This is a genomic window from Clostridium septicum (assembly GCF_003606265.1).
Lineage (GTDB): Bacteria > Bacillota > Clostridia > Clostridiales > Clostridiaceae > Clostridium > Clostridium septicum.
The window spans coordinates 345,015-368,734 of record NZ_CP023671.1 but is presented as its reverse complement, the minus strand read 5'-3'; the positions used below and the strand labels follow the sequence as shown (position 1 = coordinate 368,734).

The following is a 23,720-nucleotide window of genomic DNA, read 5'->3' as shown; positions in this document are numbered from 1 at the left end:
ATGTTTGTTATAATAACTTATGATGTTAACGAAAAAAGAGTAAATAGAGTGAGAAAAATATTAAAAAAATATGTAACATGGACGCAAAATTCAGTTTTTGAAGGAGAAATAACAGAAGGAAAATTAACTAAATGCTTAGCAGAGGTTAAGAAAAATTTAGTTTCTGCAGAAGATTCATTATATATTTATAGAGTTTCATATAGCAAAAATATTACTAAAGATGTAGTTGGAGTAGAAAAAAATTTAGATGAGTTATTTATATAGTTGCAGTAAGCGAATTTTTAACTTTAACCCGTGGAATACTTGAAAATAGAGAGATACACAGGTATTTATATTAAACAATAAATACCTTACTGATGGTTTACTGCAAAAGTATATGTTATAATAAAATAAAATATACTTGAAACATAGTAAAATCAATATGTTTTATATCATATTTTTTGGGGTTTTATCTTAACTAGTGGAATGTAAATATCAAATCTTTTATTTTCTTTACAATGTTCACACATAGTTTTATCTTAACTAGTGGAATGTAAATAAAGTAAATATTCTTAAATCTATCCTTGTTCATACTAGTTTTATCTTAACTAGTGGAATGTAAATTGATTTAATAATACCACTTTTAATTAATATCGTCAACGTTTTATCTTAACTAGTGGAATGTAAATACCATAGAATAAACAACTAATTTACTGCCTTCTATTCGTTTTATCTTAACTAGTGGAATGTAAATCCTTATATGCTAAATAACCATTGTTTAGCTTTTTTCCGTTTTATCTTAACTAGTGGAATGTAAATTATCAAACTCCTATACTATATTATAACATATTATTGAGTTTTATCTTAACTAGTGGAATGTAAATTTACAGCCTTAAATATAGCCCCCGAAAGTCTAACTAGCGTTTTATCTTAACTAGTGGAATGTAAATCCCTCTTTCTCTTGATTTAGATTTGCTTCTAGTTGCTCGTTTTATCTTAACTAGTGGAATGTAAATCCTTTCCATATCGTTCCCTTTTTTAAATTGCTCCATAGTTTTATCTTAACTAGTGGAATGTAAATTTTGCTCTCTCCCGTCGATTATTATAGTTAGGTTTTTGTTTTATCTTAACTAGTGGAATGTAAATTGTAGCTTAATATATTGCCCTTCAAAGTAAGGTGCTGTTTTATCTTAACTAGTGGAATGTAAATGTGCTATACCATCTGTTACTGACTGATAAATACCTCCGTTTTATCTTAACTAGTGGAATGTAAATTTATCTAAAGAGAATGGAGAGATAGGGATACAAACAATGTTTTATCTTAACTAGTGGAATGTAAATTACAGAGCTTAAAGACTGATAAGAAGTCGAAAGCTGGTTTTATCTTAACTAGTGGAATGTAAATTCATCATGTAGAAGTTCAATAAGTGGATCTAGTATAAGTTTTATCTTAACTAGTGGAATGTAAATACAAATTAAAAAGAGTAGATTAATTTAAAACCTACTCGTTTTATCTTAACTAGTGGAATGTAAATTTATCTAATCCTAAAAGTTTCATAAAAAATTCTCCTTGTTTTATCTTAACTAGTGGAATGTAAATAAGGTAGCAATTTGATAGCCAAAGGTAGTAATAAAAAGTTTTATCTTAACTAGTGGAATGTAAATATAGGAATGATTACTATAGGCTTTAGAACAACGGAAGTTTTATCTTAACTAGTGGAATGTAAATCTTAGTTCAACATTTTTGTTTAAGTTGGTGTTTATAGTTTTATCTTAACTAGTGGAATGTAAATATTCATAGCACTCATCTGATCATCAAAAGTAACAGGGTTTTATCTTAACTAGTGGAATGTAAATGCAAACAAAGAATGCAAACAGAGTATGGGCTGGAACTGTTTTATCTTAACTAGTGGAATGTAAATCGAGATAGCTAAAACTTTTACTATAGACAAAGAACTAGTTTTATCTTAACTAGTGGAATGTAAATTTTCGCATCTATCGAAAGAGAGTGTAAAATAGTCTGTGTAAACTTCAGAAAATGATATAATAAATTATCAATTATGGAGGGAACACAGACTATGTCATTTTCAAAGAAAGAATTAATAAAAATATTAGCAAAGGATCCAAATATTAAAACAGCTGAAGATATTCAAAATGTTTTAAAAGACTTATTTGGAGGAATGCTTCAGCAAATGCTGGAAGCCGAATTAGATAATCATCTTGGATATGAGAAACATGATTACCAAAATAAAAACACAACTAATAGCCGTAATGGCAAGAGCCGAAAAACTATGAAATCCAATCTTGGCTACTTCGACTTAGATGTTCCAAGAGATAGAGAAGGTTCTTTTGAGCCTGAAATAGTAAAAAAACATCAAACTGATGTTTCACATTTAGAAAGCTCAATAATTGGGATGTATGCTAAGGGAATGACTACAAGAGATATAGCATCACAAGTAAATGAAATATACGGAATGGACATATCACCAACATTAGTTTCTAATATAACAGATAAAGTAATTCCAATGATTAGAGAATGGCAAAGCCGTCCGTTGGAAACAGTATATCCTATAGTATTTATGGATGCTATTCACTTTAAAGTGAGAAAAGATAACACCGTTGTTTCGAAAGCAGCCTACGCTGCGATTGGAGTAAATATTGAAGGAAAAAAAGATGTTCTTGGTATATGGATAGGAGCATCAGAGTCATCAAAATATTGGTTGCTTGTTCTGAATGAGTTAAAAAATAGAGGCGTAAAAGATATACTAATTGCTTCAGTTGATGGGTTAGTAGGGTTTAACGAAGCCATTAGAGCTGTTTATCCGAACACTGAAATTCAAAGATGTATTATTCATCAAATAAGAAATTCAAGTAAATACTTATCTTATAAGGATTTAAAAGCTTTCAATGCAGATTTAAAACTAGTTTACACCGCTTCTACTGAGGAGGTCGCATTAGCGGAATTAGATAGATTAGAAGAAAAATGGGGAGAAAAATACTTAATAGCAGTAAGGTCTTGGAGAAATAACTGGAATGAGTTATCAACATTCTTTAAATATCCACCAGAGATTAGAAAAATAATATATACAACTAATGCAATGGAAAGTTATAATCGTCAACTGAGAAAAGTTACTAAAACTAAATCTATATTTCCGAATGATGAATCATTAATGAAGATTTTATACCTTGCTACCGTTGATATAACAAAGAAATGGACCCAATCAATACGAGGATGGGCTCAAATTTTAGCTCAACTATCAATCTTCTTCGAAGGTCGTTTAGACGACCAGTTGTTCTAAAAAATATTTAGTCTAACTCTTATTAAAGTGCAGATTATTATGTAAAATTTATCAATTAAAGAAAAATAAAGGTTGGATGTTGTATTAACCTTTCCAACCTTTAAAATAAAACTAAATTTTCTAAAGTTTACACAAAAATATTGACAGACTCTATCGAAATATTCATTTGCTAATTCTTGGTTTTATCTTAACTAGTGGAATGTAAATTTCTCTTTAGATAGTGGCATTTGCATAATGCTCAATCCGTTTTATCTTAACTAGTGGAATGTAAATTATTTTCCACAACTTGCAAGTTGTTGGCAGGGTCAGCGTTTTATCTTAACTAGTGGAATGTAAATATTTTTAGGTGAAAACAGTTATTTTGTTACTTTTGTTAGTTTTATCTTAACTAGTGGAATGTAAATGGTGAAATGATATTTGATTCTACATCAAACTCACCAAGTTTTATCTTAACTAGTGGAATGTAAATACCGCATATATTATAGCGTTCCATAATTGTAGCCTCCGTTTTATCTTAACTAGTGGAATGTAAATATTATGTAGACGGGAGCTGGGATAGAGTTTTTAGCTCGTTTTATCTTAACTAGTGGAATGTAAATGCATCTAGATTTAACCCTTCTTGGATTAGCATAGTTCTGTTTTATCTTAACTAGTGGAATGTAAATGTTATTTTTATTTTCGTGTAATCATTGAAAAATGTTAAGTTTTATCTTAACTAGTGGAATGTAAATATGTCCGCATTTGTCAACAAGTTTTTCGTTTAAAACTGTTTTATCTTAACTAGTGGAATGTAAATTCTATTATTATAGTTAGGTTTTTTAATATTTTTTTAAGTTTTATCTTAACTAGTGGAATGTAAATAAGTAGGGATTATACGTTCCGTAACCGTTCAATTTCATGTTTTATCTTAACTAGTGGAATGTAAATAACAAAATGAAATGGATAATGATTACAGCAATTGCGTTTTATCTTAACTAGTGGAATGTAAATCTGTTGTAGGATATAAAGACATTAAACCTCTAAGCGAGGTTTTATCTTAACTAGTGGAATGTAAATCTTTGCTTCTTAATAATGATGGCTTCAAGAAAGCACCGTTTTATCTTAACTAGTGGAATGTAAATTGACACGCCCGGGTATATATAGTTATATATTATTTTCTTGTTTTATCTTAACTAGTGGAATGTAAATTCTTGATACAAAGCTTTGTAAGTGTATATTTCATTATGTTTTATCTTAACTAGTGGAATGTAAATAAATTGTGTCGAGGGGGGTAGAGGGGGTTTCGCTCGTTTTATCTTAACTAGTGGAATGTAAATGTCTATATGACTATCTCACCATAAGAGATACACAAGGGTTTTATCTTAACTAGTGGAATGTAAATACTTGAACTCTATAATGAGTTTGACTTTTTTCAGGTTCGTTTTATCTTAACTAGTGGAATGTAAATTGCTTACCTCCATGTATATAAGAAAAGCCGAGGTTAAACGTTTTATCTTAACTAGTGGAATGTAAATTACATGGCAAAATAATCTCCTAGTCTAATTTTAAATTGTTTTATCTTAACTAGTGGAATGTAAATTTGAGCAATAACCACCCTCATGTATGTGGGCAAAATGTTTTATCTTAACTAGTGGAATGTAAATCTAGTTACTTTGATTGAGGTGATATTTTATGAACGTAAGTTTTATCTTAACTAGTGGAATGTAAATATTGACTTATCTGTTAACTGACCGTTTATTAGTGATTGGTTTTATCTTAACTAGTGGAATGTAAATTTTGCCAGCACACTTTCTTTATGTGTATTTGTATTCGTTTTATCTTAACTAGTGGAATGTAAATCTAACAACAAATTACAATATGGTTTTGACTGAACCTGAGTTTTATCTTAACTAGTGGAATGTAAATAACGCATTGTCTATTTGAAATACCAATCCAACTAAAGGTTTTATCTTAACTAGTGGAATGTAAATGCGATATCTATTCATAGTTAAATTAGAATAATATCTAGTTTTATCTTAACTAGTGGAATGTAAATTTCAGTATTGTTCAAATTACGCCATTTAGGTGCGTTTGTTTTATCTTAACTAGTGGAATGTAAATATTTTAGAGTCAGTTGTATTTATAGACTTAATAAACTTGTTTTATCTTAACTAGTGGAATGTAAATGTGCCTAAAATAGTTATAGGTCTCTTTTCATAGTATGCGTTTTATCTTAACTAGTGGAATGTAAATATTTGGAAGTGGTCGATGATTTAATTAAGAATGCAGGTTTTATCTTAACTAGTGGAATGTAAATTCTCTTATCCCTCTTGTAGTAGGGTTAACAAACACAGTTTTATCTTAACTAGTGGAATGTAAATTACAAAATTGGGTATGCACTAAGTTATGCACTTGCCTGTTTTATCTTAACTAGTGGAATGTAAATATCAATGTGTTATCTATTAACACGAAAAAATAGCCTTGTTTTATCTTAACTAGTGGAATGTAAATTTCCATAATCCTTCTACAATCCACCTTCCTATCTCAGTTTTATCTTAACTAGTGGAATGTAAATTCAAAAATGAGATGCACAATAGAAAAGGTGCATTCTGTTTTATCTTAACTAGTGGAATGTAAATGGTGTAGAGTAAGGCGAACAAGTGATGTAAGCTGGAGGTTTTATCTTAACTAGTGGAATGTAAATAAGTATAATCCTACAACGGAGCTAGATAAGGCTATAAGTTTTATCTTAACTAGTGGAATGTAAATGTGCTAGAAGAATATAGCGACTGTTTATTCCATTTCGTGTTTTATCTTAACTAGTGGAATGTAAATTACAAAAAATTATGTTTACATTTAGTAATCTTGTTACGTTTTATCTTAACTAGTGGAATGTAAATTCAAGGTTCGGTATAGTAAGTACTAAATGGTAAAGAGTTTTATCTTAACTAGTGGAATGTAAATTTTTACAAACCATAATAATCCTCCTAACCTATATAGTTTTATCTTAACTAGTGGAATGTAAATTTGAAACCTTTACAACATTTAGCTGAAGGTATTCTTGGTTTTATCTTAACTAGTGGAATGTAAATAATCCTCGAATAATTATGCTCAAATTGAGTAATACGGTTTTATCTTAACTAGTGGAATGTAAATTATAGAAAATTATGTTTACATTTAGTAATCTTGTTAGTTTTATCTTAACTAGTGGAATGTAAATTCGCCAAAACAATCAAAGCACTAGCAGACACGCCCATGTTTTATCTTAACTAGTGGAATGTAAATCTTGGCTACCTAATAAGGTTTCCCATGCAACACCCGGTTTTATCTTAACTAGTGGAATGTAAATCTCGATAGATTATTATTAATTATATCTATTTGATTTTGCGTTTTATCTTAACTAGTGGAATGTAAATTTTTGTTGATGTTTAAATGATAGCACTTGCACTAAGGTTTTATCTTAACTAGTGGAATGTAAATATTGCTATAGCAGTTAAAACTGGCTGTAAAACTTCATGTTTTATCTTAACTAGTGGAATGTAAATCTATCTGCTATATTCTGTTTCGCAATATCTTCTCTCGTTTTATCTTAACTAGTGGAATGTAAATACAAGGTCGAATTCAGCATAACCAGGACAATGAGTAGTTTTATCTTAACTAGTGGAATGTAAATCCAAATTTTGAAATGTATTGCTTAATTCTTCAGGTTCAGTTTTATCTTAACTAGTGGAATGTAAATCTATTTCTGTTATTCTTTCTTGTATTTCTATTCCCCAGTTTTATCTTAACTAGTGGAATGTAAATTGCATAAATCTCTTCATTCTCTTGTTTAAAAGTTAAAGTTTTATCTTAACTAGTGGAATGTAAATGCATCTAATTTTGCTGTATCTGATATATCAAGCTTACGTTTTATCTTAACTAGTGGAATGTAAATTCTGAAACGCTTTTTTTATCCATTTTTACAAGAGGCTCGTTTTATCTTAACTAGTGGAATGTAAATTAGTGTTTGACGTTGATATCAGTCCCTGGAACTCTGCACGTTTTATCTTAACTAGTGGAATGTAAATACTGTAGCATCAAAAGTATATTTTATATCTTGTATAATGTTTTATCTTAACTAGTGGAATGTAAATTAGCAACCGCCGAGTCCGGTAAGTGATTAAAAATCAGTTTTATCTTAACTAGTGGAATGTAAATTCAAGTTAGATGTATACTCGTCATATAATGGGATAAACGTTTTATCTTAACTAGTGGAATGTAAATCTTTTTTTCTCTAGTATTCTTATTAGTATTCTGAAGGGTTTTATCTTAACTAGTGGAATGTAAATCTGATAAATCATACATCTTTGTTCTAAATCTAACTGGTTTTATCTTAACTAGTGGAATGTAAATTAAAAAAGAAATATCCAGGATAGTGAAGTCTGGAGGGTTTTATCTTAACTAGTGGAATGTAAATGTCTAAACCTCGATTTTTGAGGTTTTTTGTAATTTGTTTTATCTTAACTAGTGGAATGTAAATTCTTCTATGAAACTTCTTTCTTTTAAAAAAGAAGTTGTTTTATCTTAACTAGTGGAATGTAAATTGGTTCTAAATCTTTAAAAATAAAATCTATTGCAGTCAGTTTTATCTTAACTAGTGGAATGTAAATTAATCTTGATTATAGTTATTAAATCCACTTCCAAGCGGTTTTATCTTAACTAGTGGAATGTAAATAGCAAAGAAGCATCAGATGCAGCAGAAACATTAGGGTTTTATCTTAACTAGTGGAATGTAAATCGATAGGACTTCATACATCTCAAATAAATAGTATTACGTTTTATCTTAACTAGTGGAATGTAAATCACAAAATTTATCATAATCAACACCAATATCGGATATGTTTTATCTTAACTAGTGGAATGTAAATTTAACATTGTCAAGTTTTTCCGTTTTGTCAACAGGCGTTTTATCTTAACTAGTGGAATGTAAATTTTTAAAAATAATTTAAAATAATTCAAAATAATTAAAGTTTTATCTTAACTAGTGGAATGTAAATATCATACAAAAATATTCCCTCTTATCTCTTTTAAGGTTTTATCTTAACTAGTGGAATGTAAATGTTGCATTAACTGAATATATAATATAATATAAAATAAGTTTTATCTTAACTAGTGGAATGTAAATTCTATAGCGTAGCGTTGCCCAAAAAAAGTGATAAATGAGTTTTATCTTAACTAGTGGAATGTAAATAGCACAGAGATGTTCTTATAGTATTATTAAAACTTGTTTTATCTTAACTAGTGGAATGTAAATGTGAATTCGTGATAGTAAGAACAAGTTAAAGTTGACTGTTTTATCTTAACTAGTGGAATGTAAATTTTAAGTAGATAAAATCAAGTTAAGTACGCTGCTCGCGTTTTATCTTAACTAGTGGAATGTAAATTAGCCTTGAATCTGTTTAACATTATGCAGAGAATATAGTTTTATCTTAACTAGTGGAATGTAAATTATTATATTAAGGGGTGCAAATTTTATTTTTAGTGCGTGTTTTATCTTAACTAGTGGAATGTAAATGGCAACATTATCATATCTAAAACATAAAGACCAGGGTTTTATCTTAACTAGTGGAATGTAAATCCCTTCTAAAATTGTAGACCCCACAAGGGGGCACACGTTTTATCTTAACTAGTGGAAGAGAGTGTAAAATAGTCTGTGTAAACTTCAGAAAATGATATAATAAATTATCAATTATGGAGGGAACACAGACTATGTCATTTTCAAAGGAAGAATTAATAAAAATATTAGCAAAGGATCCAAATATTAAAACAGCTGAAGATATTCAAAATGTTTTAAAAGACTTATTTGGAGGAATGCTTCAGCAAATGCTAGAAGCCGAATTAGATAATCATCTTGGATATGAGAAACATGATTACCAAAATAAAAACACAACTAATAGCCGTAATGGCAAGAGCCGAAAAACTATGAAATCCAATCTTGGCTACTTCGACTTAGATGTTCCAAGAGATAGAGAAGGTTCTTTTGAGCCTGAAATAGTAAAAAAACATCAAACTGATGTTTCACATTTAGAAAGCTCAATAATTGGGATGTATGCTAAGGGAATGACTACAAGAGATATAGCATCACAAGTAAATGAAATATACGGAATGGACATATCACCAACATTAGTTTCTAATATAACAGATAAAGTAATTCCAATGATTAGAGAATGGCAAAGCCGTCCGTTGGAAACAGTATATCCTATAGTATTTATGGATGCTATTCACTTTAAAGTGAGAAAAGATAACACCGTTGTTTCGAAAGCAGCCTACGCTGCGATTGGAGTAAATATTGAAGGAAAAAAAGATGTTCTTGGTATATGGATAGGAGCATCAGAGTCATCAAAATATTGGTTGCTTGTTCTGAATGAGTTAAAAAATAGAGGCGTAAAAGATATACTAATTGCTTCAGTTGATGGGTTAGTAGGGTTTAACGAAGCCATTAGAGCTGTTTATCCGAACACTGAAATTCAAAGATGTATTATTCATCAAATAAGAAATTCAAGTAAATACTTATCTTATAAGGATTTAAAAGCTTTCAATGCAGATTTAAAACTAGTTTACACCGCTTCTACTGAGGAGGTCGCATTAGCGGAATTAGATAGATTAGAAGAAAAATGGGGAGAAAAATACTTAATAGCAGTAAGGTCTTGGAGAAATAACTGGAATGAGTTATCAACATTCTTTAAATATCCACCAGAGATTAGAAAAATAATATATACAACTAATGCAATGGAAAGTTATAATCGTCAACTGAGAAAAGTTACTAAAACTAAATCTATATTTCCGAATGATGAATCATTAATGAAGATTTTATACCTTGCTACCGTTGATATAACAAAGAAATGGACCCAATCAATACGAGGATGGGCTCAAATTTTAGCTCAACTATCAATCTTCTTCGAAGGTCGTTTAGACGACCAGTTGTTCTAAAAAATATTTAGTCTAACTCTTATTAAAGTGCAGATTATTATGTAAAATTTATCAATTAAAGAAAAATAAAGGTTGGATGTTGTATTAACCTTTCCAACCTTTAAAATAAAACTAAATTTTCTAAAGTTTACACAAAAATATTGACAGACTCTAGTGGAATGTAAATTTTGTAAAAATTAATAGATAAAATATTGATTTTATATCGTTTTATCTTAACTAGTGGAATGTAAATAAAGATATATTTATTTAGCTACGCTTCGCTATAGAGTTTTATCTTAACTAGTGGAATGTAAATTTGTAGGATTATACTTGCCTTGCTTTGCTATAAAGAGTTTTATCTTAACTAGTGGAATGTAAATAACAATTTATGTTCTAAAGTAGTGTCAAAATCTATATGTTTTATCTTAACTAGTGGAATGTAAATGTAAGGGTTTTTAGTAGATGGAATATCTTATCTATAGCGTTTTATCTTAACTAGTGGAATGTAAATAAAGTGCATATATACTAGATGTATTATATTTAGTATGTTTTATCTTAACTAGTGGAATGTAAATCAAAAAAAAGAATTTATTAAGGCTATGTTAGAACTTGGTTTTATCTTAACTAGTGGAATGTAAATTTGGCAACATTATCTGCTAAAGTATTTAAATTGTAAAGTTTTATCTTAACTAGTGGAATGTAAATTCGCTTGTCTTTGTAAAATTATACCCATTATCTAATCGTTTTATCTTAACTAGTGGAATGTAAATTCAACTTCTTTAAAAAGACCAGTTATACTATTAGTTAGTTTTATCTTAACTAGTGGAATGTAAATTTGCATGAACACTAAATGCAAGGAATGTGAGTTTTGGTTTTATCTTAACTAGTGGAATGTAAATTTCTCTCACCCAATCATGCTTAGTTCTAGAATATCTAGTTTTATCTTAACTAGTGGAATGTAAATGTAGGTATTTGTGTTCATAATACAGCTAATGATGCACCGTTTTATCTTAACTAGTGGAATGTAAATCGTCACGGCAAATCATTTACAGCTACCAATTTTGTCGAGTTTTATCTTAACTAGTGGAATGTAAATTCAATTCCACCACGCAAACTAGAAGAACCTGTCTTATGTTTTATCTTAACTAGTGGAATGTAAATTGAGCAAGATAATTAATAGAATCATAAGTAATTTTTTGCGTTTTATCTTAACTAGTGGAATGTAAATATATCAAAATTATCAAATGTAACGTTTGCATAACATTGTTTTATCTTAACTAGTGGAATGTAAATGTGAAAGCTTCAATCACAACAATCACCTCCAGAATTGTTTTATCTTAACTAGTGGAATGTAAATGTAGGAAGCGTTCATCTTCTACAAAAGTGTTTTCGGGGTTTTATCTTAACTAGTGGAATGTAAATTCACGAATACCTTTTACAATCGCATCGAATGGACTTGTTTTATCTTAACTAGTGGAATGTAAATGGGTAATTTTTTAATATAGCGTATATATCGTTGTTGTGTTTTATCTTAACTAGTGGAATGTAAATAATAGCAAGTACAAGAAAGCTGATGGCTGTTTACGGGTTTTATCTTAACTAGTGGAATGTAAATTTTGGTGGCTCATTCAAGATTGATAGAGTTATTCAAGGTTTTATCTTAACTAGTGGAATGTAAATAAGTTTGATACTCTACAAATTTTGTTAACTTGGTCTGTTTTATCTTAACTAGTGGAATGTAAATTCTTTTTACGCGTCTTATAATCCTGAATTGTATACAGGTTTTATCTTAACTAGTGGAATGTAAATTTTATTTATTTAAAAAGGAGCGTTTTATGGATTCTTGTTTTATCTTAACTAGTGGAATGTAAATTACAGTTTAGAGGAAATAAACAGAATATTTGAGTATTGTTTTATCTTAACTAGTGGAATGTAAATTTAGTTCAAAAACGATGGGAAAATATGGAGGAAGTGTTTTATTTTAACTAGTGGAATGTAAATACAACTTTAATTGGGGTTAATCCGATTTTATTACATTCTTATCTTAGCACTTATATGTAAAGTTAATTATACCACATATATATGGTATAATTAATGTAGCTATAAACTATAGGTATACTTTATAGGGGTAGTTCAAATCTATACTATTGTATTATCCCAAAAGTGAGAGGTTATACTAATAAGTTTGAGTGATATAAAAATTATGGTTTTTTAAAGCCTTAATATATAAGGATTAAAATCTCATTAACCTTATAAAGCAATAAAAAAAGAAGGAGGATTTTATGTATAGTTTTATTTTGGAAGTTTTATTTATAATGGTACCGTTGGCAATAAGTCTGATTATTTATATGAAAATTGATAAAAAATATGCTATAACAAATATAATAAGTCTAAAACTAGGTATAAAAAGAGAATGGATGGCGTTTTTTTGTTTTTGTTTTACAATTTTAATTATGCTAACAATAAATATGATCAATGAGTATGTAATTAATATTCTGCCCATAGTGTATTTTATATTAGGTGGTATATTTACTGGAATGGTAGTTGGAGTTAAATACAGTAAATAAAGTATTAAAAGTAAAAGTAAAAAATTTAGTGGAAGATCTATAGTAATGTGCATTTTTCACTTTTTCTCGTATATTTAATACCACAGTTTGGTCTTATGTCAATATCTTGGACACAAAAAGTCAAACTTTTTATGATACACTTCTAGCTAATAATTAACATTGATGAGAAGTCATATAATTAATGGAAGAGTGTATCCTTTTTCTGTTGTACCAGCCTTCAATATATTTAAATATAGCTATATTAGCTTCTTAGAAGGTATAATATGTATTTCTGTATATCTCTTCCTTCTTTATAGATGAATGAAAAGACTCTATGCAAGCATTGTCATATGGACAATCTTTCTTACTAAATGATTGTGTAATATTAAACTCTTTACATAGTTCTTTTAAATAATTACTAGTGTATTGGGAGCCTAAGCCGGTATGGAGTATTAGCCTTTTGACTCTTTTTAATGATAATTCCAATCCCTCTGTACCAAGGATATGATGAATCATAGGAGCACCATATATACCTTTATTATCTTCATATATCCTTATAATAGCTGCTTTTAATTCCTCATTATTTTCTATTTCTCTTACAGATTTGATTTTATCAAAAGACTTATAATATGTGCTTCTAGCTACGCCGAGAACGGTACACATAGTCTTGATATCATGCTTTTTCTTATTGCTATCTATAAATTTTATTATTTCATCTAATTTTTTGTTGCAAATATGGCCATAGCTTTTTTAATATTTCATTTTCCTCTTTAATCCTTGCTATTTCTTTTTTTAGTTCTTTAACTTCTTTTAGTGTCATAACTTCATTTTCATCTACTTTAATTTCTTTTACATATTTAATCTAGCCATTGATTGTTGATTTTGCAATGCCATATTCGTTACTTAACTCTGCTAAGCTCATTCATGACTTAAATAAATCTACTATCATATCTTTATATTCTTGAGTGTACCTTCTGCCCTTTCCCATAATGGACACATACTTTCTTAACTAAGTATAATTTTATTTAGTTCCACTTGCTGTGTCCACTATTTTATACTAACACCAAGTATTCAATAAAGAATGTTTCAAGATATTAGATTAAAAAAATATTATTTGCATATATAAATAATTAGACATAACTTTATTAATGTTCCTAAAAACTGAAATAGAAATATCTTTAATTTTAGCTATGAAAGATATAATTATTACTTTAAAAAGATTATTTATTAGATATCTTTTACTGACATCAAATCCTAATAATAGGATAAAGAGCAATCCCAATAATGAAACTAGAAATAATAGGTTTAGTTCTAAAGATAGGCCTTATTAGTGTTCTAAGAATAGAGCTCTAAAAATACAAAATAAAAAAATATATATAAATGCAATAGTAAATGTAAATTTTATTTTATAAAAAAACGGGTTATTATAAAACCCATTTTTTATATTTAAGATATTTTTGTTTTATAAGTAAAGAGGATTCTTTTTTTAGAATTTGCACTTACCTTAACTTTAAAGCAAGGATTTCCGTTACTATCTTTTTCATAGTTATCTGTAGTTGATGTTATTTCCCAAGGCGCAAAAATAGGGTAGCAAATTTTTATAGGAACATCTTCATCTTTACTATTATTTATTATAAGCTCAATTTCTTTAAATTCGTAATTATCGTATTTTTGGTAATTTATTATTTTTCTTTCACAAGTAATGTCAAAGGCTTTTCCTATATTCAAATTTAGTTCCTGATTAATAGGTGTATTTTTTATGCTATCACTTCCTAAGAATTGAAGGGAATCATTTAAAGAAGCATAAATATTTACAGTTCCAGATGGCATAGGAATACCTAAATTATTATCCTCTGTATTGTTTAATTTAATTAATATATCAGCATTAGTATTATAGTATCCAAAGTCGTATAATTTAGTATATTCTATATTTTCAGCTGAGAAATTTTTAATTCTTTTAGTAGAATTATTTTCAAGAATATATTTTCCAGATAAATTATAAATATAGTAATCATCTAAGGGTTGTAGTTTAGGATTTTCTACGGCTTCAGAGTTTGCATAAGAAGTTTTGGAGTATGGTATAGGGGAAAGAGAGTCAAAATTAACCTCTCCAGATATACATTTTAAATTTGCATGATTATAAGATATCCCGGATTTATTAGAGATATTAATCCATGATTGCATACTTAATTTATTTTCATTTAATATGAGAGTATAGCTACTATCCCATTTAACTCCAGCTGTTAAATAATAAACTCTAATATTTTTAGAGTTTATGGAATCAACTTCAATATCAATGGAATTTACAAAAGAAGATAGGCAATCATTACAGGATGAATTTTCACTTTTATTTTTATCATTATTACAGCATTTATAATTAAAGTTAAGTTGGGAAACTTCAACATTTTCAATTATTACTGAGTTTTCATATATAAATTTACTTATATCACAGTATTCAATAGTGTTAATTACTTTTCCTTTAAATAAATCTCTAAGTTCATTTACTAAAGCTACATTGTTATTATAAATACTTAAGGTAAGTTCTTTGTTTTGATTGTTACAAGATTTTATAAACATAAATCTCCTAATTTTTAAATTGCTATAATATAGTATATATTTACAAATGATATATAGTGAAAAGTAAATTTTAAAATTTAATATTATATGTATAATTTTTCAAAGAGTTTAAGAATATATAATCTTTAATATATAATTTAAATAATAAAGTAATTAGGATTAGATGAGGATAGATTATGAAAAAATAATTTAAGATATATTGTAATAGTTTTTGTAGTTATATTTAAAGAAGTAATAAAGGTAGAAGTAAGACTAATAGATATATTATAATAAGCTTAAAAGAAAAATATTTATAAAAAAGGTAGGATGGCAAAATGAAATACGAATTAACAATATATGAATTAGGTAAGCTATTAAAAAATATAGATAGTAAATACAATATAAGTTTATTATCAAAAATAAAGCTAAGTGGTGGATGGATGACTATGACGGGAGAGATTTCTGTTATAGATGTTCCAACAGAAGCCATTTTATTAAAAGGGAATAATATTATAACTTTAAAGTTAAAAAATAATAACGAAAATGGATCAGAAATAAAAATTACAGGATTAAAAGATTCAAAGTTTGTAATTGATATATCAGCAACAAAATATAAGGAAATAAAGCCTGGAATGTTAAATCTTGATGTTATCAAAGTAAATAATAATCAGTGTAAATTAAGAATAGATGAAGATATGATTTTTACTATAGATACAAGTGTTGATAAAGTTATTAAATGTTTATAATATAAGAATTTAATGTAATAAAAAACATCTCTATTTTAAAATAGAGATGTTTTTTATAACTAGTTATTTTGGTAACCTGTAGGGGAATCGAACCCCTGATTTCACCGTGAGAGGGTGACGTCTTAACCTCTTGACCAACAAGTCATAAAGCAAATATATAATTGAATTCTGCATTTTTATAATAACATATTATATAGATTGTTTCAAGAGTATATTAAAATTATATTTAAATTTACAAAAACAAATATGGATATAAAATTAATTGAAGTAAAATATAGGCATTTGTATTAAATTAGAAAACAATGGGGAATAAAAATATAAGATTATTAATATTCCTATATAGTTTTTTACTTGTTTGAGTAAAAAACTTAGAGTATCATTATAAGTATGTAATATTTTTTGAAAAAATACTAATAGAAAGTTTAGGAAGGACAGGATTATGTTTAGGTTAGAAGAATGTGTTGGCTTTATTACAAGTACTGCATCAAAAGAATTATCAGACGAATTTAATAGAAGACTACTTCTTAAGGGAAGCACTAGAGTTCAATGGATAGCATTATATTATATAGGCAATGAGAAAGGGATTTCTCAAAAAGTATTGGCAGATAAGATAAATGTAAAAGAATCAACTATAGTTAGACTTATAGATAGAATGGAGAAAGAGGGAATAGTTAAAAGAGAAAAAGAGGAAACAGATAGAAGAGTAACAAATATTTTTCTTACAGAAAAAGGTGAAAATCTAAAGGAAGAGTTGTTGCCATTAGGAGAAAAGTTTTCCGATGATATTACTAAAGGTATAAAGCAAGAGCATATAGATATCTTTAATAGCGTATTAAGAAAAATGGTTTTAAATATTAATATGAATGTTGACAATATCACTTAAAAGTGGTATTTTTTTATTATAAAATACTTGCTATGCTAATTATTGCATATGCAATTAAAGGGGAGATAGAAATGAAAAAAGATCCAAGACAAATGTTAAATGATTTTATGCAAGGTTTAAATTCTGTAGGTGAAACTAATGGTGAAAATGTTCAAGCATTTATGAATTTATTAGGTGCTACTTATTCAGAAGGAAAATTAACTACAAAAACAAAAGAATTAATAAGCGTTGCAATTGCTGCTTATAATCGTTGTGAATACTGTATAGTATTTCATGTTTATAAAGCATTAGAAGCAGGTGCAAATAGAGAAGAAATAATGGAAGCTGCTATGGTTGCAGTTGCATTTGGTGGTGGTCCAAGTATGGCTTATAGTACAACATTATTAAAAGATTCTATAGATGAATTTGAAAAAGATTTTAAATAAATAGCAATTTAGATAAATAAAACTCTGCATTATAAAATTGCGGGGTTTTATTTATAAAAAGTAATATTAGGGGTGACATTTTATGGATATAAAATTAGAGTCTTTAACAGGCCATGATAAAAGTGCAAAGGTAGGTAAAATAAATGTTAGTATAGGGGATATGGTAGAGATAAATACTGTACTTTTACAAGTGGAAACTGGAAAAGGTAACTCTCCAATTAAGGCAAAAGGAAGTTACAAAATTAAAGAAATAAAAGTAAATGAAGGTGAAGAAGTAAAGATTGGAGATACTCTTATTAAAGTAGAAGTTTTAGAGGAAAATAACTCTAATAAAAATAATTTTAATTATTTTGGAAATATGATAAAGGGAAAAGATGAAAAGATAGAGACAGATTTAATTGTTATAGGAGCTGGACCAGGAGGATATGTATCAGCTATATATGCTGCTAAAAGGGGACTTAAGGTAGTTAGTATAGAAAAAGAAAATTTAGGAGGAACTTGCTTAAATGTAGGGTGTATTCCAACTAAAGCCTTAGTAAAGTCTTCAGAGGTTTATTATAATTTAGTTAATTGTAATGAATTTGGTTTAGAATGTGAAAATCCTAAAGTAAATATGGGAAAAATAATAGATAGAAAAGATAAAATTAAAAATACATTGGTTTCAGGTATAGATTATTTATTAAATAAAAATGAAGTAAAACAAATAAAAGGAGAGGCTTCATTTAAAGATAAAAGAACCATAGAAGTTAAAAGTGGAAGAGACAAATATTCTATAACAGGAAAAAATATAATTATAGCCACAGGATCAAAAATATCAAAAATAAATATAAAAGGAATAGAAGAACCTTTTGTATTAAATAGTACAACAGCTTTAAGTTCTAAGGAAAAGCCAAAATCAATAACTATAATTGGTGGTGGAGTTATTGGGATGGAATTTGCTTTTATGTATTCAAATTTAGGTGTAAAGGTAAATGTAGTTGAATTTGCAGATAGATTACTTACTATGGTTGATTCTGAAATATCAGAAGAAATTAAAAATATAGCAGAGAAAAAGGGTATAACTATATTTAATAGTTCCAAAGTAAGTAGAATTGAAAAAACAGAAAATGGTGAAGCTTTAGTTATATTTAATAAAGGTGAAGAGGAAAAATATATAGTTTCAGAAAAAGTCTTAGTTGCTATAGGAAGAGAGCCTAATATAGAAGGTTTAGAAATTGAAAATGCTAATATTAAGTTAAATGAAAATTTAAGAGGAATTGAGGTTTCTGAAACTTTAGAAACTAATATAGATGGAATATATGCAATTGGTGATGTTAATAATATAATGCAGCTTGCTCATATAGCATCTCATCAAGGAATAGTAGCTGTTGATAATATATTAGGTGAAAACAAAACTGTAGACTATAGTGCAGTTCCAAATGTTATATTTACATATCCAGAAATAGCATCAGTAGGTTTAACGGAAGATCAAGCTAAAAATAATGATATAAAATATAAAACAAGCAAGTTTTATTTCCAAGGAAATGGAAAAGCGTTAACTATGGGAGAAAATGAAGGATTTATAAAATTAGTTAAAGATATTGAGAAAGATAAAATAATAGGAGCATCTATTATAGGGCCTGATGCTTCATCTTTAGTTAGTACATTAACTTTAATAATTAAAAATAATATTAAAGAAGATGGTATAATAGAAACTATTTTTGCTCATCCAACAACAGGAGAAGTTATACATGAAGCTGCTTTAGAATTAGGAATAGGGGGATTACATTGTTAAAAAATATAATAGTTATTTCCAAGAGTACAGATCCTTATTGTAATTTAGCAATGGAGGAATATATTTTTAATAATATTAAGAAAAACGAAGTAATATTTTACTTATGGCAAAATCATAAAACTGTAGTAATTGGAAGAAATCAAAATCCCTATATAGAATGTGATGTTGATTATATTGAAGGAAATGGAGCTAAAATAGCAAGAAGAATGTCTGGCGGAGGAACTGTATATCATGATTTAGGAAATTTGAATTTTACATTTGTAACATCTAAAGAAAATCATAATATAGAAAAGCAAATACTAGTTATAAGAAAAGCTATAGAAAAGTTTGGATTATCTGTAGATAAAAGTGGAAGAAATGATTTAACAATAAATAATAAAAAGTTTTCTGGACATGCTTTTTATGAAGATGATAATAAAATGTTTCACCATGGAACTATTATGATAGATGTAGATAAATTAGAGTTAAATAATATATTAAAACCCTCTAAAATAAAACTTAAATCTAAAGGAATAGATTCAGTAAAAAGTAGAGTTATAAACTTAAAAGAATGTAATAATGATATAACTTTAAATGATGTATTTAAAAACTTAATTGAAAGTTTTAAAGAAGTTTATGGAGAGGTATATTCTATTAGAGAAACTATAGGAAAAGAAGTTAAAGGAAATCTTTTAGAAAAATATAAAAATCATAAATGGGTTTATGGAGAAAGTCCAGAATTTAATGTTAATTTAGAAACTCCAACAGATATAGGGAATATTCAAATACTTATGGATATTAAAGATAATGTAGTTAAAAAAGTAAGGGTATATTCTGATAGTTTAAATCAAATTTCTTTTAGTGATTTAGAGCAATTAATTGTAAAACAAGAGTTTAATAGGGAAAATATTTTAAAGACAGTTTATTACTTTTTAGAGAGTTTTAAATAAAAATAATCTGTACTAATTAATTTAGTACAGATTATTTTTATAATTTAGAAGGCTCCAGAACCGCCTCCACCACCACCTGTAAATCCAGAACCACTAGAGAAGCCTCCAAAGGAAGAACTAGTAGAATTAGGTGAATTATCTATGTTTATATGTGCATCTCCGTTAATATCGTTAACTAATAAACTATAAAATAAGTAATTGTTACAATATAAGTAAGAGAATTCAGGAATTTCACTAGAGTTTCTTTTAATATCCTTAGATAATGAATTTAAAATAACTTTTATATCATCATAGTCAATATCTAAAGCAGTGGCATAAATTAAAGGATCATCTATATTAGTTAAATTCTTATGTTCTAAGTTTTCTTTAGAATTAATTAAATAATTTTTATAAGAAAGCCATTTTAACTTTTCATTATAATATTTATTTCTAAGTATTCTTTTATTACCTATAGTTTTGAAGAATGTATAGGAATCTGCATCTTCAAAAACTTCAGCAATCCATTCATTAAGTTTATTTATAAATTTTTGAGCTTCACTTTGAGATTGAATTCTCTTTTTAATTTTTTGTAATGAAAAGCTACCATTAACTTCATACATTGAAAACCAATCAATAAGAAATACTAAATGATTTTCCTTTGGTAATCCTTTAGAATGAACTCTTGTAAATATTAAGTCTTCTTTTAAATTATTAGATTTATTTTTTCCTGAATAGTATGTAGATTCTGAAATAGTATAATAACCTTTTTTTACTAAATAAAAAAGAGTTGGAGTAAGAATCTCCTTAGAAACAACTTTTTCATTCATTAATAAATCAATAAGAGCTGGGGAAGTACTACTAGGAGGCTCTACATATATTTCATTAGGAATGAAAGTAAATTTACTCCTATATTTCTCTAATTCTTTTTTAAACTTTAGCTTATTAATGAAAAATCCAAAGCCAATTCCACCAAGTCCTAAAGAAATGAAAAGAGCTATAAATGCAATACACTTTCCATTTAAGTCAGTGGATGATTGATATTGACTTTCTACTTCAGTAGGTGCAGTACTATTTATTTCTGGAATATCATTAAGAAATTCTTTTTGAAAGTTTAATTTAATTCCAAGTAATGAAGTTAGGTTTTTAAAGTTTACTGAAACAGATTTATCATTATAAGTAGTCTCGAAATCACCATCTCCAAAAACATCATAATGAAATACTGAAGAATCAAAATTACTATTATTTAATGACAAGTTAAGAGAACCTTCTTTTATAGAAGAAACGTTTTCTACAGTGTAAAAATTCCAGTATAATTGAGATAAATCTGAGTATTTTTTTGCAGCTTTTTCTATTGTGTAATTAAAGAAAAAACTCTTTTTTTCATTTGAGCTAGGGCAGAAAACTTTTATTTGAATAGAATCCCCGTTGTCTATTAGTTTATAAGTATAATCTGCTTCATTATCAGCTTCTGATATAAGTTGTTTGTGTCCGTTTTCATCAATAGAATAAACTTCAGAAATTTTATACCCTAAGGTATTATTTAATTTTAAATTACGAAAAATTCCATTAAAATCTCCGTTGAAGTCATATCCTAGATTCTCGGTAACATTTACATCTCCATTTTGTAAAATCTCAGCTTGAATATTAACATTATCAATATAATATTCTTTTGTTGTAGCTGAAACTACGTTAGGAAATGCAAATATGAAAATAATAGTTAGTATTGAGAATAGTTTTTTCATATTATTTGACCTCCTAAAATTTTGTAGGACAAAACAATTATACCACTATAGAAATTAATTTTACAGTAAGTTTAAGGAAACTATGGCTTTGTTTTATTATAATATAAATAAATACTAAAATGATTACAAAGAATTTTTCCAATCTATAACAAATCCTTCTAATATTTTATGAAGTACTTTACCTATAGTAGAATAAGCTTCATCATTAAGATTAGCAAGAGATATTCTAATTGACCATTCAGGTCCTTGAAATCCGCTACCACTTAGAAGGACTATTGAGGATTCTTCGGCTAATTTATATAAAACATCAACTAGCTTAAAGTTATTTTCTAAATACCTAGAAAAATTATCTCCATAATAATTTGTTGCCCATTCTAATAAATCAAACTCTGTATAGTATGCAGCATCATAAGGATCTTCTGTTAAATCTAACCCTAAACCTTCAAATAATAATTTTTTACGTCTATGACATATATCTATAGTTAAATTTTTATATATGTTTTCTTTGTCTAGTAAAGAGAATGCACAGAAAAAGGCCATTTGTACCTGTTGAGGTGTAGAAAGTCCAGCAGTATGATTTAAAGCCACTTGTCTGCTATCTGCAACTATTCTATCTATAAAAGGTATGGATTCAGGATTTAAATTCATATCACCATATCTTTTATTTAATATAGCTTTTTCTTCATTAGATAAATTTTTTAATAATTTATCAAATACATTATTTTCATGTAATGCAAGTGTACCTAAACGCCAGCCAGTAACTCCAAAATATTTTGAAAGGGAGTAGACTCCAATTGTATTGTATGGTAAGTCAGCCATAAGAGATCTAAAATCATTAACAAAGGTACCATAAACATCATCAGATATAATCATTAAATCTTTATTATAATTCTTAACTATATGAACTAATAGTTCTCTCCCCTCTTTATTTATAGAAACAGAAGGAGGGTTACTAGGGTTTACAAAAAATAATGCTTTAATAGATGAATCTTTTAATTTTTCTAATTCATTTTTAGGATATTGCCAGGTATGAGCATGATCTTTTGTAAGTTCATTTGCTTTAATATATATAACTTCAAGGTTGTAGCGTGGAAGATGAGGTATTTCAAGATAGGGTGTGAAAATTGGTACCATTATAGCTATTTTATCTCTACTTTTTAAAAGATTGTTAGACTTTAAAGTATCAAAGATATAACACATAGCAGCAGTTGCACCTTCTACAGCAAAAATATTAAATTTACCAGTTGGAAGTTTATTATAGCACATTTCTTGAACTAAATAATCATGGACTATTTCTTCTATATGCGTAAGCATTCTATCAGGAAAAGGATAATTGTCGCCAATAATTCCATCTGCAAGTTCATAAACAAAATCATCAGGGTTAAAAGATTTTTTATTAACACCATAATCTATTATGTTATTTAAAAGGGAAATTCCAGGTGCAGAATTGTTTTTAGATATAAATTCTTTAAATCTTTTATATATACCATCTTTTTGTGGCATACCAGCTAAGTCACCATTTTTTATAACTCTTTGACTTTCCTCAACAGCAAATTGTCCAAAAGTAAAAAAACTTTGACGAGGTGTTGAGGCAGTCCAATTAGGATTACCTCTACCTGCATCAAGCAATGTACGGGCACTTTTTTCTTTTTCACCATTAGCAAGATTTATTAATTTGTTTTTAAATTCAAAAGGACTGATTTTTCCATAAATATTTTCAATTTCTTCTCTTTGTAAATTTCTATTTTTCATTTTATCCTCCTATAAATATAAATCTATGATTAAATACATTACTAATAAGTTTATAATATGCAATTTATTAGTGGATATTCCTAAAAAGTATTGAATATAATACTGTAAAGTAAAGGCTATCTTAATAAAAATTTATAATGTATGTTATAAAAATTAATTTATAATAAAGAAAGATTTATATAA

13 protein-coding genes, 1 tRNA gene, 1 pseudogene and 3 CRISPR repeat arrays are annotated in these 23,720 nt (G+C 27.5%); of the genes and pseudogenes, 10 read left to right on the top strand and 5 right to left on the bottom strand.

The window, feature by feature from the left end:
• The 4 genes from cas2 to CP523_RS01635 all read left to right on the top strand — a co-directional run bounded on the left by cas2 (position 1) and on the right by CP523_RS01635 (position 12,772).
• A complete protein-coding gene (gene cas2, locus CP523_RS01650; protein WP_066675688.1) occupies positions 1-264 on the top strand; it encodes a CRISPR-associated endonuclease Cas2 in 264 nt (87 codons plus the stop codon).
• 181 nt (positions 265-445) lie between these two features.
• Positions 446-1,966: direct repeats of the CRISPR family, unit length 28 nt; unit sequence GTTTTATCTTAACTAGTGGAATGTAAAT.
• Between the two features lie 91 nt (positions 1,967-2,057).
• Complete coding sequence (locus tag CP523_RS01645) at positions 2,058-3,278, top strand: IS256 family transposase (RefSeq protein ID WP_120140435.1); 1,221 nt, start codon at positions 2,058-2,060, stop codon at positions 3,276-3,278.
• Positions 3,279-3,457: 179 nt separating this feature from the next.
• Positions 3,458-8,874: direct repeats of the CRISPR family, unit length 28 nt; unit sequence GTTTTATCTTAACTAGTGGAATGTAAAT.
• 131 nt (positions 8,875-9,005) lie between these two features.
• The gene (locus tag CP523_RS01640) at positions 9,006-10,226 is read left to right on the top strand and encodes an IS256 family transposase (RefSeq protein WP_120140434.1); all 1,221 of its coding nucleotides are present in this window, start codon (positions 9,006-9,008) and stop codon (positions 10,224-10,226) included.
• Positions 10,227-10,430: 204 nt separating this feature from the next.
• Positions 10,431-12,206: direct repeats of the CRISPR family, unit length 28 nt; unit sequence GTTTTATCTTAACTAGTGGAATGTAAAT.
• A gap of 281 nt (positions 12,207-12,487) precedes the next feature.
• Complete coding sequence (locus CP523_RS01635) at positions 12,488-12,772, top strand: hypothetical protein (RefSeq protein ID WP_066675687.1); 285 nt, start codon at positions 12,488-12,490, stop codon at positions 12,770-12,772.
• 153 nt (positions 12,773-12,925) lie between these two features.
• Here CP523_RS01635 and CP523_RS15875 read toward each other — a convergent pair.
• Positions 12,926-13,739: pseudogene (locus CP523_RS15875) on the bottom strand (integrase core domain-containing protein).
• Positions 13,740-13,899: 160 nt separating this feature from the next.
• Here CP523_RS15875 and CP523_RS16165 point away from each other — a divergent pair.
• Entirely contained in the window at positions 13,900-14,082 is a 183-nt protein-coding gene (locus CP523_RS16165) for a hypothetical protein (protein WP_207666554.1), read from the top strand.
• Between the two features lie 115 nt (positions 14,083-14,197).
• Here CP523_RS16165 and CP523_RS01620 read toward each other — a convergent pair whose 3' ends face one another.
• Positions 14,198-15,328, bottom strand: a complete 1,131-nt coding sequence (locus CP523_RS01620; protein ID WP_066675685.1) for a DUF4139 domain-containing protein — start codon at positions 15,326-15,328, stop codon at positions 14,198-14,200.
• Positions 15,329-15,642: 314 nt separating this feature from the next.
• Here CP523_RS01620 and CP523_RS01615 point away from each other — a divergent pair, with 314 nt between their 5' ends.
• Positions 15,643-16,053: a UDP-N-acetylglucosamine pyrophosphorylase gene (locus tag CP523_RS01615; RefSeq protein WP_066675684.1), complete on the top strand. Its 411-nt coding sequence runs from the start codon at positions 15,643-15,645 to the stop codon at positions 16,051-16,053.
• 69 nt (positions 16,054-16,122) lie between these two features.
• Here CP523_RS01615 and CP523_RS01610 read toward each other — a convergent pair.
• Positions 16,123-16,197, bottom strand: a tRNA-Glu gene (locus CP523_RS01610).
• A gap of 295 nt (positions 16,198-16,492) precedes the next feature.
• Here CP523_RS01610 and CP523_RS01605 point away from each other — a divergent pair.
• From CP523_RS01605 to lplA, 4 genes are all read left to right on the top strand, one after another.
• Entirely contained in the window at positions 16,493-16,936 is a 444-nt protein-coding gene (locus CP523_RS01605) for a MarR family winged helix-turn-helix transcriptional regulator (protein ID WP_066675682.1), read from the top strand.
• A gap of 71 nt (positions 16,937-17,007) precedes the next feature.
• Entirely contained in the window at positions 17,008-17,361 is a 354-nt protein-coding gene (locus tag CP523_RS01600; protein WP_066675680.1) for a carboxymuconolactone decarboxylase family protein, read from the top strand.
• Between the two features lie 82 nt (positions 17,362-17,443).
• Positions 17,444-19,135, top strand: a complete 1,692-nt coding sequence (gene lpdA, locus CP523_RS01595; protein WP_066675679.1) for a dihydrolipoyl dehydrogenase — start codon at positions 17,444-17,446, stop codon at positions 19,133-19,135.
• Complete coding sequence (lplA, locus tag CP523_RS01590; RefSeq protein ID WP_083089433.1) at positions 19,129-20,064, top strand: lipoate--protein ligase; 936 nt, start codon at positions 19,129-19,131, stop codon at positions 20,062-20,064. The genes lpdA and lplA overlap by 7 nt, the downstream gene beginning before the upstream one ends.
• Before the next feature lie 44 nt (positions 20,065-20,108).
• Here lplA and CP523_RS01585 read toward each other — a convergent pair whose 3' ends face one another.
• Both CP523_RS01585 and aspD read right to left on the bottom strand, forming a co-directional pair.
• Positions 20,109-21,785 (bottom strand): DUF2207 domain-containing protein, encoded by a 1,677-nt coding sequence (locus tag CP523_RS01585; protein WP_120140432.1) that lies wholly within the window; start codon positions 21,783-21,785, stop codon positions 20,109-20,111.
• A 123-nt stretch (positions 21,786-21,908) separates the two neighbouring features.
• Entirely contained in the window at positions 21,909-23,537 is a 1,629-nt protein-coding gene (gene aspD / locus CP523_RS01580) for an aspartate 4-decarboxylase (protein ID WP_120140431.1), read from the bottom strand.
• Positions 23,538-23,720: the final 183 nt, after the last annotated feature.